General features: G+C 62.3%; 9 protein-coding genes. 5 read left to right on the top strand and 4 right to left on the bottom strand.

Features of this window, described 5'->3' with window-relative positions; all coding sequences use genetic code 11:
- The first annotated feature begins 69 nt into the window (after nt 1-69).
- The 4 genes from FJ543_RS23775 to FJ543_RS23790 all read left to right on the top strand — a co-directional run bounded on the left by FJ543_RS23775 (nt 70) and on the right by FJ543_RS23790 (nt 6,434).
- Nucleotides 70-849 (top strand): PP2C family serine/threonine-protein phosphatase, encoded by a 780-nt coding sequence (locus tag FJ543_RS23775; RefSeq protein WP_140877629.1) that lies wholly within the window; start codon nt 70-72, stop codon nt 847-849.
- The gene (locus tag FJ543_RS23780; protein ID WP_140877631.1) at nt 846-3,485 is read left to right on the top strand and encodes a serine/threonine-protein kinase; all 2,640 of its coding nucleotides are present in this window, start codon (nt 846-848) and stop codon (nt 3,483-3,485) included. Before FJ543_RS23775 ends, FJ543_RS23780 begins: the two co-directional genes overlap by 4 nt.
- An 82-nt stretch (nt 3,486-3,567) precedes the next feature.
- Complete coding sequence (locus FJ543_RS23785) at nt 3,568-3,993, top strand: DUF1036 domain-containing protein (RefSeq protein ID WP_246678866.1); 426 nt, start codon at nt 3,568-3,570, stop codon at nt 3,991-3,993.
- Nucleotides 3,990-6,434 (top strand): M23 family metallopeptidase, encoded by a 2,445-nt coding sequence (locus tag FJ543_RS23790; protein ID WP_140877633.1) that lies wholly within the window; start codon nt 3,990-3,992, stop codon nt 6,432-6,434. Before FJ543_RS23785 ends, FJ543_RS23790 begins: the two co-directional genes overlap by 4 nt.
- 24 nt (nt 6,435-6,458) lie before the next feature.
- Here FJ543_RS23790 and FJ543_RS23795 read toward each other — a convergent pair whose 3' ends face one another.
- Nucleotides 6,459-6,998 carry an OmpA family protein gene (locus tag FJ543_RS23795; RefSeq protein ID WP_246678867.1) on the bottom strand — a complete coding sequence of 180 codons (540 nt, stop codon included), beginning with the start codon at nt 6,996-6,998 and terminating at the stop codon, nt 6,459-6,461.
- 177 nt (nt 6,999-7,175) lie between these two features.
- Here FJ543_RS23795 and FJ543_RS23800 point away from each other — a divergent pair, with 177 nt between their 5' ends.
- The gene (locus FJ543_RS23800) at nt 7,176-7,712 is read left to right on the top strand and encodes a hypothetical protein (RefSeq protein ID WP_224720249.1); all 537 of its coding nucleotides are present in this window, start codon (nt 7,176-7,178) and stop codon (nt 7,710-7,712) included.
- 61 nt (nt 7,713-7,773) lie between these two features.
- Here the strand turns inward: FJ543_RS23800 and FJ543_RS23805 are convergent, their stop codons facing one another.
- From FJ543_RS23805 to FJ543_RS23815, 3 genes are all read right to left on the bottom strand, one after another.
- Complete coding sequence (locus tag FJ543_RS23805) at nt 7,774-9,114, bottom strand: caspase domain-containing protein (RefSeq protein ID WP_348643275.1); 1,341 nt, start codon at nt 9,112-9,114, stop codon at nt 7,774-7,776.
- The gene (locus tag FJ543_RS23810; protein ID WP_140877637.1) at nt 9,020-10,117 is read right to left on the bottom strand and encodes an OmpA family protein; all 1,098 of its coding nucleotides are present in this window, start codon (nt 10,115-10,117) and stop codon (nt 9,020-9,022) included. The genes FJ543_RS23805 and FJ543_RS23810 overlap by 95 nt, the downstream gene beginning before the upstream one ends.
- A 444-nt stretch (nt 10,118-10,561) precedes the next feature.
- Entirely contained in the window at nt 10,562-13,111 is a 2,550-nt protein-coding gene (locus tag FJ543_RS23815) for a caspase family protein (protein WP_140877639.1), read from the bottom strand.
- Nucleotides 13,112-13,357 lie beyond the last annotated feature (246 nt).

Consider the following 13,357-nt stretch of genomic DNA (forward strand, 5'->3'; position numbering starts at 1 on the left):
GGCAAAGTGGCCTGGGCACGCTGCCCGGGGTTGGTCACAGGGGACGCTCGCGAAGCGCTAGGTGGCAAATTGAGCACTGTCGCCCTTTCCATCGAAAGCTTCGGCGTGACCCATAGAGGCTGCGTGCGCGACCACAATGAGGACAACTACCTGATAGAGCCGCAGACCGGTCTCTGGGTGGTGGCGGATGGCATGGGCGGGCACGAAGCCGGCGAGGTCGCGTCGGCCAGCATCGTCGACCATCTGGCAACGATCGGCATAGCGAGCTCGGCACCCGACCTTCGTGCGCGGTTCGAGGACCGGCTGAGCCGCGCCAATTCCGAGATCCGCGAGATCTCGCGATCCCGCGGCATCACCATCGGCTCGACCTTCGCCGCCTTGCTTGCCATGGATGGACGGTTTGCCGGCCTGTGGGCCGGCGACAGCCGCATCTATCTGATCCGTGACGGGACAATCTTTCAGGTCTCGAAGGATCACACCGAGGTCCAGGAACTGGTGGATCGCGGCATGATCAGCGCGCAAGAGGCGCTTACCTGGCCGCGCCGCCACGTCATTACCCATGCAGTCGGGGTGAGCGACGAGCTCGAGATCGATTTCCAGCAGGGCGAGCTGATGGCGGGGGATGTTTTCGTCCTGAGCACCGACGGACTGACGGCTCATGTCAGCGACGCCGAGATCGAAGCCGCAGTCAGATCGGCAACGCCGCAGGCGGCGTGCCGGAGCCTGCTGGAGACGGTGCTGGCGCGGGGCGGCACCGACAATGTGACCATCGTACTCGTGAAGATCGGCGGCGGGCGCAACGGTGCGCCCCATCCGGATCGGTCCGGACCGGAGAGCCTGGCGAGATGAGCGACGACGATAAAACGCGGATATCGGCCAACGTCACCTATGCCGGCGCCGGCACGCAGCTCAGCGGCATCTACGAACTCGACGAGAGGATCGCGTCCGGCGGCATGGGAGAAGTCTATCGCGGCCACAACATCCAAACCGGCGATCACGTGGCGATTAAGATCGTCCTGCCCGAATTCGCCCGTGACCAGACGATCCTGTCGCTGTTCCGCAAGGAAGCATCGATCCTCAACCATCTGTCGCATGATGCGGTGGTTCGCTATCACGTCTTCACCATCGATCCGAAGATCGGCCGCCCCTACCTGGCGATGGAGTTCGTGGACGGCCAATCGCTGTTTGATGTGATGCGTCACGGAGCGATGCAGGGGGAAGACGTGCGGCGCCTTTGCCATCGCTTGACCTCGGGGCTGGCGGCTGTGCATCAGGCGGGCGCGATTCACCGCGACCTTTCGCCGGACAACATCATCCTGCCTGGCGGGCGGGTGGAGCACGCCAAGATCATTGATTTCGGTATCGCTCGCTCGGCGACCGCAGGCGGTGAAACGCTGATCGGTGGGAAGTTCGCCGGCAAATACAATTACGTATCGCCCGAACAGCTCGGCCTCTATGGCGGCGAGGTCAGTGAGCAGTCCGATATCTATAGCCTCGGCTTGGTACTCGCCGCCGCACTGCGCGGAAAGCCACTCGACATGAGCGGCTCGCAGTATGAGGTCATCGAAAAACGCCGGAACGTCCCAGACCTGTCTGACATCGATCCCGAGTTCCACGATCTCCTCGGCGCCATGCTGCAGCCCGACCCGCGCGATCGGCCGGCCAGCATGGCCGAGATCGCCAGGGCAACGCGTGGCGAGGATGTCGAGCTGACATTGCCGCCCGTATCGTATGGTTCGCGCGAACGCTCGGGCTTGCCGCGCGCCGGCTGGACGGCACTGCCCACCTCCAGGCTCGAGCGTTCGGCATCTCCGGGCGAACAACGCTTTGTCGAGCATGTGCGGCCGGCGCATCTGTCGCAACCAGAGTCGGCGCCGACGCCCGGCACGGCCGTTCCGGCTAAGCCGCGAAAGCCGGGGCGGATGCCGGCCATCGCTGCCGGCCTGGTAACGCTGGCGGTCCTGTTTGGGGGCGGCCTTTATGTCAGTGGCATCCTGGCGCGGCCGCCGGCCGAAGAGATCCCCAAGCCTCTGACATCAAAACCGGTGGTGCAGAAGCCGCAACCGGAAGCATCGCAACCGCCGCCATCATCACCGCTGCAGCCGGAGCCGTCAAAACAAGATAACGCTGCCACCGACCAAACGGCAATGCCACCTGCGCTGCCGGATGCTCAGGTGAAGACCACAATACCGGTCGCGGACCAGGCGGACGCAGCAGGCGAGCAGAAACCGCAGCATGCCAAGCCCTCCGAAATGCCGGTGCCGACCCCGCGCCCCGCGCTGCCATCGGCAACAAAATCACAGCAGGTCGCCAGCCAGGAGCCGACGGGCCAGCCGGTGACCGCACCATCCATGGCTCACCCCGAAGCAACGGCTACTCCGCCGGTCGAGATCAAGCCTGCCGAGACGCCGACCGCGACCCGGTCAAACGCGGTGTCGGTGCCGAAGCCCGAGGCGAACGCGAACCCGCCGCAGCCAGTCGGCGAGCCGCCGGGGACGTCGGCGGCAAGCCAGACGCAGACAGAGGGCAAGCCGGCGCGGGAAGCAAACCCGCCGGCGACGAAACCAAGCGCAACCGAGTTGGTCGATAAGCTTTCCAAAATGGCCGAGCCGGAGGCTTCCTCGCCGACGATTGCGGAAAGCCCAGTGCCGGCGCTGCCGGTCAGCCCGCCGGCTCAGCCGGTGCCGCCGACTGCGATCGCTAGCAAGCCGCTGCCAGCCGCGCCGTCCGAAGCGGCGAACACGCCGCAATCGTCCCAGCAACCGCGGCCGCCGTTGACCACGCAGCCCGAAAACACCACCGTCGCCATCAACATGCCCAAGCCGGCGGTGCCGCCAGCGGCGGCAGTCGACGAGACGGCGCAACGTGCGTCGTGGGTGCGCGACTTCAGTGGCGGCGACTGTTTCTACGCGTCGCTGACATCCCAAAGCGCCAGCGCCGCCGCAATCGAAGGCTTCGCAACCGCCGTGCAGCCCTTCGAGCAGATGCTCAATGACTTTCAATCAAGGTTCCATCTCGAGCCCGATATCAGCGTCCGTGTCATCGACCAGCCCCAGTGTGAAGTGACCAGGTTCCTGCGCTTGCTCGACCGCAACCAGGTGGAAAGGCCGCAACTGGTTCTCGACCGGACGGCGGTGCCGGACGGCGCGCCGATCAGGGGCACGCTGGCAACCCATGGCGGGCTGGTTTCTAACGTCATGCTGATCGACCACAGAGGCATCGCCTTCAACCTTGATGACCGCATGGTGGCGCAAGCCGACAAGGCGATTTTCAGCATACCGATTGGTTTGGGCGCCGCCGACAAGGCGGCCGGCAAAGCCCTGCCGCAGATCATGCTGGTGATCACCGGACCGCACGACATTCGGGCCGCGAGCTTCTCCAGGCCGACACCAGCCTCCGACCTTTTGCCAAAGATCCTCGAAGAGATCGAGGCCGACGGTTCGCAATTCTCCGCCGCCGCGAAGTATTTCAGGCTCGGCGGATAGATATGTAACGCCGATGGACCTTCGCGCCTTGCATTTATTCTGCCCGCCTTCCGCACGCATAAAGCGTAGCTGGTCTGGACGCTTGCTGGCCAACCGCGTCGCGTTTTCCGTGCTGTCGGGCGCAGCACTGCTCCTTGCCGTCTCAACCGACAGCGCGCATGCGGAATTCACCGTCTGCAACCAGACCCTCGACGTCGTCAATCTCGCCGTCGGACAGAAGATCGACGATTCCGACCAGACCGACGGCTGGTGGACCATTGGCGCCAACCAATGCGTGAACGTCATCCGCGAGGAACTGACCAACCGGTACGTATACCTCTATGCAACCGACGTGTTCGGCCATGCGATCCTCAGCGGATCGACCGAAATGTGTGTTGATCGACACCGCTTCTCTATCCGTGGCATCGACGAGTGCTGGCAGCGCGGTCATATCGCGGCCCGTTTCGTCGAAGTCGATACGCTCGAGCAGGTGCGCTGGACCTATTTCCTCACCGGAAACGGCCCGTGACGCACAGTATCGACACGAGCTTCAAACAAAAGAAGCTGGCGCGCCAGAGCGAGCGCAGGCGCAAAGTTTGGCACCGCTTTCTTGCCGGCCTTGCCGCGCTCACCGTCATCGCGATCGCCACCGGGTTTTATCTCACCCGGGATGATTGGTCGTTCGGCGACGAGAATGAAGAGCTGCATCCCGTCGAAGGTATGGATGACATACCCCCCGACGCCTCGGTCTATGTGCCGGCCATCATCGATCTTGCCGGCGACCCGATGTGGATCACGCTGGCACCCGATGACGAGACCGCCACGAAGGGCCGCACGATTGCGCGCCCGGCCGAACTCGACAGTTCCGGGGCTTCGCCGCAGATCGAGATCCTGTCCGACGTGATGTTGAGCGCCAGCGAGAAGTTCATGACGACGATCCCCTCCACGCAGGAGGATTTTGCCTTCTTCCAGGCGCAGCGGCAGGCTGCTCCGAAGCCCTCCGCCGCGGCACCCGAGGGCCACGAGCCGACCGCGCCCGAACCTGCCGTCGCGTCCGAGGATCAACGCGATGATCTGGCGAACGACCTGCAGGCGGCGCCTGAAGGGGGGGAGATGTCCCCGGGTTCGGCGCTCAAAGCTGACGCGGACGACCCCGAGGCCGGCTGGGGCGAGACCATTGACCAGGGCGAGAAAGCGCTGCCCGCCTTTGAGAAGACCGCCATTGAGAACAACACGACGGTCGCGACCGTCATCAGCGATTATCAGCGCTACGAGGCGACAGAGGACACTTTCGTGAAAGTCCTCAACGAGCGCAGTCTGGACAGCGTCGCGCTCGACGCGCATTTCTCCGCGGATGATGCCAGGCTTGCGGGCGAAGCGCTGAAAGCGGTGTTCAACCGCGATCGGCTGGAGCCTGGTTTTGTGGTCGCCCTGCGCGGTTTCCGGCCGAACGGTGAGACGACGACCATGTCGCTGATGCAAGTCTCCGTCTACGCAAGGAACCTTTACGTCGGCACACTGACCCGCAACGCCGGGGGCGCCTTTGTTGCAGGCGTCGATCCCTGGGTGCGCGAGGACCTCTTCAACTATTCCGGTGGCTCGGATCAGGGTGGGCCGAAGCGGCAGTACCGTCTGCTCGACGCAATCTACTCGACGGCGGCGCGCAACAAGGTGCCGACGAGCGTGATCGGCGAAGCCATCATGTATCTGTCGAGAGGACAGGATCTGGACGCCTTCGCCGGCGAGGACCAACGCCTGGTGCTGATCTACTCGCAGACCCCGCGCGGCCAAGGCGAGATTTCCGGACGGGTGCTTTACGTCGGCGTCCTGGGTAAGGACAAAAACCTCGACTGCTTCGTCTACCAGCAAGCCGACGGGCAGTATGCCTGCGTCACCGGCGATGATCAGGTTCGTTCGCAGACCGTCACCAACGGCATGATCACGCCAGTGAGCGGGGTGATGACGTCGACCTTCGGCCCGCGTAGACATCCAATCCTCGGCACGGTTCGAATCCACAAGGGCGTCGACTGGGCAGCCCCGGTCGGCACGCCCATCATGGCGGCCTACGACGGCGAGATCAGCTTCCAAGGCGACGGCGGCAGCTATGGCAATCTGGTCAAGATCACCCATTCAAACGGGCGCGAGACGCGCTACGCCCATATGCAGAAATTCGCCATTGCCAGCGGCGTCGGCACCAAAGTGAAGGCAGGCGACGTCATCGGCTATATTGGCACAACCGGGCTCTCGACCGGACCGCATCTGCATTTCGAACTTTATCAAAACGGCGAGGCGATCGATCCGCTCGGCACCGTCACCACGGTTGCCAGCGCTGAGTCCCTCAGCTCTGGCCGATCCGCAGGCTCTGGCGATGCCGCGGTCGAAACGCTAACCGACCGGATCGTACATGTTGAAAGCGGCGGCAGCGCCCGCGCCAAGAATCCCAACTCGTCGGCAACCGGGGCTGGCCAGTTCATCACCAAGACCTGGATCCGGATGATGAACACCTATCGTCCCGATCTAGCCCGTTCGCTCTCGACCGCCGACCTGCTCGCGCTTCGCTATGACGTGACGTTGTCGCGTGAGATGGTGCGCAATCTGGCGCGCGAAGGCGAAGCCTATCTGCGCGCCCGCGGCCACCAGATAACCGCAGGTCGCCTTTATCTGTGCCACTTCCTTGGCATGGAAGGAGCGCATCAGGTGCTGGCCGCGTCCGGCACGTCGCAATTGAGCGCCGTTTTGGGTTCAGCGGTGATCGAGGCCAATCCCTTCCTCATCCGCAAGACCGCTGGCTATGTCATCGACTGGGCCGAGCGGAAGATGGGTCAAAAAGTGCCGCGCCTGGTGACGGATGCGGGCCAGCCGGCGACGACCACGACCGAAGTTCGGCAGACGTCACCGGAGTTCGAAAAATACAAGCAGGCGATAACAGCGCTGCTCAATTCGATCCAAGGTGTGCTTGAGCCAAGCTAATTAAGGATCGGCCGGTCGGCGAGCCTACTCGGTCCTGACACGCATCTCCACGCGGCGGTTGACCGGATCGTAAGGGTTGGCGACCCGCGGATGCGATTTGCCAACGCCGATTGCTTCCAGTCTGGCAGGTTCTACCCCGTTGGCTGTCAAGAATGCCGCCACCGATTGCGCCCTTCTCTGCGAAAGATCCTGGTTGTACCGATCCGAGCCGGTCGCATCGGTATGCCCCTCGACGACAAAGCTGAACGTGCTCAGCCGATTGTCCTTGAGGGCCTTTGCGAACTCATCGAGTTCGGTGCGCGCGATCTGGTCGAGTTGAGCCGAATCAAGGGCGAAATTGATCATCATGTCGAGACCAGCTTTTTGTGGGGCTGAGCCGGTCTTCTCCGCCTTGCTCTTGCACTCTTCCTCCGTACCGACGCAGATGCCGCGCGAGGCACCGAGATTGCCGGGCTGATTGGCGAAGAACTTCACGATGTCTTCCGACTTTTGAAGCGGATCGGCACAGACTTGCGTTGCAAGAAGCATGGCCGCCAATGCCAAGGCTGAACTGACCCATCGCATGACCGTCACTCCAGTGTGAGTGGATTTCGCTGGCGCCTACCATAGCAAATCAGGAAGCGATTGTCTGTGAACAAACGCATGCTGCTTGTGACGACCACCTGTTAATGTCGGACGCTTGACCGGCGCTCGCTCACGGGCTTGGGTGCTTGTCTGCTGGCTCGTGGGGATGTGGCAGCCATGGCTAATGAACTCGGGTACAGAACGGCACGGGATCTGTTCATTGCTTGTCCCGCCATCGCCAGGGACATGAAATCGCTGGCCACGGGTCAGCCGCCCCTGGATTTTTGCCGTAGCCTGCTTGCCGGGCGCGTGCCGGAAGAAGCAGTCACGTTCTGTGCCTACCTGCTACCCGAGCGAGCCGCCGTCTGGTGGGGACATGAATGCTTGAGCAATGTCGCCGAGCTGCTCGCTGGCCAGGACCTCGAATTGCTGGCGCTTGTCCATGCCCGCGTCGGCGAGCCTGACAATCTTCAACATCAAGCAGCCTTGAGCAATTCCTTGCAGCTGCCGCCGGCAACCCCGGCCGCCTGGATCGCACTGGCAGCGGTATGGCGTCATCCGACGCTCAAAATGGAGTCCAGCGGATTCCCCGCCGCCCATGCCGTCAACGCCGCAATCCTGGCGGGACTGGCCCGCGCGGCGCTGGCGGACCGATTTACCTTGCTTTCCGCCTTTGTCGAAATGGGCATCGAGATGGCTCAGCTTGAGGCGTAACGAGTTCGCCGTTCGCCTCCCCTGCTTGCCCTCCCTCGTCGCTGACACCAGCCCAGCACTACTACTGGCAGCCGCCTTGCGCCCATCTGGCCAGCGCGACCTTGAATCGGGTACCCAGCGGATGCTGCAGGCGAAGGACCGAGACGCCGTTGGCAGCGAAATTCTTCGCCTGGTCGCAAAGCCGGGCCTCGTTCCACTCATGGCAGCTGTCGCAGTGCTTGCCTTCCCACACCGACTTGTCGAGACCTTCGACCGGACTGAAAAGCGGTTCGCCCTTGATCAATTGGGCGATGCTCTTGCCGTCGATCGCCGGATCCCCGAACGTGACCGGGCGATCGAAAAAGATTGGCCCGTCAGTGGCAAGCTTCGGGATCTTCGCTCGAAGAACATCGAGCGCAAGCTGGTCGTCAGTCTGGGCTGACGAGCCGCCGGTGTTGCGCGTCCCGGAGCTGGCTTCATCAGGCGGGGTGCTCGCTTCACCCACGATCAGCGGCGCGTTGAGATCGACCTTGTGCAGGACAACCTCGGTGGTCAGGGAGACATTGGTCCAAGGGCGCTGCTTACCGCCTGTCGCCCTAAAAACGTCGCTGGTCACCCTGTTCATCGCTTCGCTAATGGAGACATTGGATTCGCCAATGTGCTGAAGCAACGCGGTCGTGAAGGGCGAGTGGTCGCCGGAGCCATCATAGGCGAGCTGGTTGGGACTGGCAGCGAACGCAATGAGCGTCCCGGCACCGCCATTCTCAATCCCAATTTCCGCAAGCCCGCGGCTTGCACCTTTGATGCCCGCGGTCTTGGCCAGCAGATCGACCAAAGGATTGTCCCGACAAGCGTCCAGAAACACCAGCCTGATGCTGGTCTCGCGAGACATCTGGCGCAAAATGAAATCGACCGACACGGCCTCAAAGTCGAGCGAGGTTTCGTCCTCGAGTGCTGCATCGACCGGAAGCAGGTAATTCTTGCCGGAGACCTGCAAGCCATGTCCGGCATAGAAGAACAGGGCGATATCGGCGCCGCGCACCTGCTTGGCGAACTGGGCGACGGTCGCTTGCGTCTGCTGCTTGGTGAGGTCGAAACCGGAGACCACCTCGAAACCAAGGTTCTGCAGGCGCTCGACCATGGCCTGCCCGTCGCGCGCGGGATTGGCGAGCGGCGCGGCGTGCTGATATTGCGAGTTGCCCAGCACCAGCGCGACACGGCGCTCGGCAGTGGCGGCGGTCAAGGTCAAAAGCAAGACCATTGCGACAAGCCCCGTGCCGCGAAACAAGCTTGCGCAAAACGCCAATGGACGGGAGCCCACCCTGCCCTCAGTTCGCGAGCTTCGTGGCGGAGAATTCGATGCGCCGATTGAGCGCCTTGTTCTTTGCCGTATCGTTGGCGGCAACCGGCCGCTCCTCGCCATAGCCGGTGGCACTGATCTGGCGGCGCTGCAGGCCATCGGCGACCAGCGCATCGGCAACCGCCCTGGCGCGCCGTTCCGATAGCGTCTTGTTCGCCTCTGGCGAACCGTCCGAGTCCGTGTAGCCGGTGACCTCAACATTCAGGGTCGGGCATTTGCCGACCACCCCCTCGACCTCGGCGAGCAACGGACGGCTCTTGGCATCAAGTCGGGCGCTGGCTGCACGGAAGTAGATGGCTCCGGTGCGCGACAAAACAGCAAACCGGTTGAGGCACTCCTCGTCGCTGAAATTGGCTTTCGCAGCGTCGGTGGCCACGGGGCCGACTTCGGCGGCGTTGGCTGCGACTGTCTGCACAGCACCCGGCTTGCTGCCCTCGGCAACAAAGACGAAGTCGAAGGACACCGACGCAGTGGGCACTATGTTCGTCACATTGGCGGCCTGCTGCAGCTTGTCGACGTTCGGCAGCAGGCCGAAGTCCTCCACGTGCACCGCAACGGGAGCCTCGGAAGCAACCGAGACCTGAGTATCACTGATCATGGTGACGACGACGCTCGCCTCCAGATCCTTGTCGACGCCATGCAGGCTGAGCCGGAAGGGCAAGCTTGCCTTGATGCGGCGCTTGGCTGGCAAGTCGGCAAAGGCCGCCGGGTCCACCTTTGCCGTCAGCTCGGCCGTCGGGTACTTGAACGTTTCGAAGAACAGGAAGCGCATGCGCACATTGCGGAGGTCGACGCCGGTGTCGACGGAATTGAGATCGAAGCTGACCTTGGCATCACCGGCGGAAGTCAGCGTGCCGGTAATATTCCTGATCTTGTTGGTTTCGACGATCGTGTTCTTCTTGACCGACTGATAGGTAAGCACCGAAGCGTCCGGATCGAGCATCCAGTTCGGCGCGGCACTCGCCGATTGCGGTCCGAGGAATAGCAGTCCCAATATCGCTATGACGACAAAGCCAGGACGCTGCGCTTTTGCTCGCGCTCGCCAGAATGCAACGACTTCGAACATGGAACGCCCCCGCCAGGCAACCCGATCCAACTAACGGCATCGGCGCAACCATAGAGCACTTGTCCCTGATTGGCGAGCGCTTCGAGTCGGCCATGGCAGCGGCAATGCCAGAATATGAAGTTAGCTGCTGGTGACCGCCGTCACCAGCTGCTACCGCCGCCCGAACTGCCCCCACCGCTACCGCCACCCAAAGGAGTGACGACCGGCGGGGATTCGTTTTGGGCCGGTTTGATCAATTTCGTGGCCGTCACCTTCTTGCGCTTGATGGTTTTCGGTGCAGTCGTCGTCCGAACGGCCCTGGCCCGATGTTGGTGTTTCGTCGCCGGGGTCGGCTCGACCGTGGGCGTCACCGTTGTGCAACCCGCCACGGCCAGAGCGCCGGATAGAACTGTTGCGACAATTGCCTGCTTCAATGCCCAGCCCACCACATTGCCTCCTTGTTGTTCAGAACAGGTCTCGGCGCGGATTATCTTGCTCCCAGACGGCTCTGGCCGTCTTGACTAGTTGCTCGTCGACAGAGCCGCCCGCCGGAATTTTCGATCTGAGTTCCGAGCGCAGCTGCTTCAAGGCGGCTGTTTTCGGCTTCGCACCGAATTGCGCCAGCGTTGTGCGAGCACTCGGCAATTCGTTGCGAAGATCGAGCCCTATGCTGAACGCCAAATAGCGGACAACCAGAGCCTGATCGGCCTTGTCGCCCTTCTGCATCTCGATGGCCGCGCGGTCATACGCGCCGGAATAATCTCCGCGAGCGCTCGCAAGCTCGAAAAGCCTTGTCGCCTCATCGAGGTTCTGCGTCACGCCAACTCCATCCCGATACATGCGGCCGAGACTGCCCGGCGCATAGGGTTGGCCGAGATCCATCGCTTTCTGGAAAAGCGCCTGTGCCTGCTTCGGATCCTTCTCGACGCCACGTCCGCTGAGATAGCTGCGGCCTAGAAGGTTCATCGAGTACATATCTTGCCGTTCAACTCCCGCTTTGAGAAAGGCGACTGCGCGATCATAATCCGCGGGCACGCCGCTACGACCTTCGGTGAAGATCGAAGCAAGCTCGTTCATAGAATAGGTATGCCCCATAGCGGCCGCCTTCAGCAGTAGATCCAATCCCTTACGGGTATCGCGTTCTACTCCCAAACCATTGAACAGAGCACGTCCCCAGGCAGTCATCCCATAGGGGTCGCCTTTGTCGGACGCCTTCGCATAGAAGCCATTCGCCTTTTTGGGATCCACGGCAGCCCCTATCCCTGAGGCGGCAATATAGCCCAGCTCGAACACTGCGCGCACATGCCCCTTGTCGGCAGCATCCTGGATCGCCTTCTTGGCCTCGTCGACCTTACCAACTGCAAGCAATGCCCGGCCGAGCTGGTAGTGGAAGCGAGGGACATCGGGATAGGCTTTCACCGCCGCTCGGCAGACGTCTACGGCGTTGCTGCTGATCTCATTCGGCAACAGGCCGGGGACGACGCCCTGCAGGTCAAGTGGCTCACCCGCCTCCCTGTCGCAGGGGTCGACGCTTGGCGAGAGCTTCATCGTCGCCGGCTTCGACGACGTGTTGTCGGCCCTGATTTCGAAGCCGACGATCAGTGGCTGGACGGCGCCGATCTGGGGTTCATAGCGCAAGTGGTCGACTTCATCGGCCATCAGGCTCGAATCTGGCGACAAGGTCCGATCCGGCAGCGACAGCGTTCCCGTTGCCGGATAGCCTGCAAGTTTCAGGCTGACTGCCGGATCCGCGGTTGGGAAATCCAGTTGCAACGGGACCGGGCCGACGCCAACTGGAACATGGACCTCACGATTCTCGATGGCTTCGGCGGCGCCGGCAATGTGAATGCCGCGTTCCACCGCTTGCTGCTTCTGTTCGGACTCCAGCGAGGCTATAAGTTGCTTGCCCTCGGCACCCTCACCATTCTTGACCCGGAACACCAGGATGCCCTGGGATTCGCCGCCCCAATTGTCGCGCGTTGAATAGGCCAGCATGTCGACTTCTTCCTGGGCACCCACACCTTTGGGCACGTCCATTCGCAATCGCGGGAGATCCTTGCCGGCAATCGGCTCCCCCGCCGCAACCGGCTTCCCGTCCAGAATCAGATGCCCCAGCGCCGGCTGCCTGTCGATGCTGACGGTGACCGCACCGCCATCGACATCGACCGGCTCCGGCAGGTCGAGCGCGACAGGCCCGACGCCGGACGGCACGACCTTTTCCAAGACGGGCGGCAGTGCAGGCCGGTTGGCGCGACGCATGAGGACGACCTCGTCGATCAGCGATGAGTTTTCCCAAGGCACTTGCTTACCGGCCGTAGCCTCGACCACATCCCTGCGAACGGCTGCCATGACCGAGCGTATCTCCTGGTTCGGCGCCAGCGCGCGACGAGAGAAGGCGGAGGAGAAGGGGCTGAGGTCGCCATTTCCGTCATAAGCGACAGCACCGGGCTCGGTGGCGAAGGCTATAAGCGTGTTCAGCGAACTTTTCACCTGTGCAAGCCCGGTGTTGCCAGCAACGATCAGCTGGTCTCGCAACCAATAGTCCTTGCGCGGAAACGGATTGTTGCGGCAGGCATCGAGGATGATCACCTGGATCTTTGATTTCGTCCGCAACTGCTGCAGCACATCATCGAGCTTGACGGCCTGGACCTCAATGTCGGCCGCGTTCTTGAGCGACGCATCGACCGGGATCAGGAAATTTTCTCCGCCGATCTGAAAGCCGTGGCCGGAATAGTACACGATCGCCAGATCGGCACCGTCCGCCGCCGCGAGGTAGTTGCGGAACTGTTTTTCGAATTCGATCTTGGTGAGATCCTTGGCGACGAACACATCGAACCCGGCCAGACGAAAGGTGTTCGACACGTCCTCGGCATCCTTGTCCGGATTCTTGAGGGCCGGAATCTCGCGGTATTCGGAATTGCCGATGACAAGGGCCACCCTACGATCGGCACAAGCTTGGAATGCCGTGAAGCTGGTGAGCATCAGGGCCGCAATGAACGCAAAACATCGCAGCATGGCGCATCCTTAACTGCTCACGACCTGAAGGGTACAAGACACAGCTTGCGACAACCAGGTCTGTTAAAGACTTCACAATCTGCCCAAACGGCAAGGTCGCACCCGCGATGGATGGCAGGTGCTGTTCCCACACTCCTAAAATAACCCAGTGGCGTGGGTACCGCAATAAGCCGGGCGAATGCGAACCAGTCTGCGGCGTGATCGGACTGCAGGGCCTTGCTGTCGCCCGGTCAGCTATGTCGACAA

Origin of the sequence: Mesorhizobium sp. B2-5-7, from assembly GCF_006440875.1 — a bacterium.
Classification (GTDB): Bacteria; Pseudomonadota; Alphaproteobacteria; order Rhizobiales; family Rhizobiaceae; genus Mesorhizobium; species Mesorhizobium australicum.

Coding starts and splice junctions, on each gene's coding strand:
- FJ543_RS23780 (WP_140877631.1), top strand. CDS start 846: ATGAGCGACGACGATAAAACGCGGATATCGGCCAACGTCACCTATGCC.
- FJ543_RS23795 (WP_246678867.1), bottom strand. CDS start 6,998: ATGCGATGGGTCAGTTCAGCCTTGGCATTGGCGGCCATGCTTCTTGCA.
- FJ543_RS23800 (WP_224720249.1), top strand. CDS start 7,176: ATGGCTAATGAACTCGGGTACAGAACGGCACGGGATCTGTTCATTGCT.
- FJ543_RS23805 (WP_348643275.1), bottom strand. CDS start 9,114: ATGGCGAGGAGCGGCCGGTTGCCGCCAACGATACGGCAAAGAACAAGG.
- FJ543_RS23810 (WP_140877637.1), bottom strand. CDS start 10,117: ATGTTCGAAGTCGTTGCATTCTGGCGAGCGCGAGCAAAAGCGCAGCGT.
- FJ543_RS23815 (WP_140877639.1), bottom strand. CDS start 13,111: ATGCTGCGATGTTTTGCGTTCATTGCGGCCCTGATGCTCACCAGCTTC.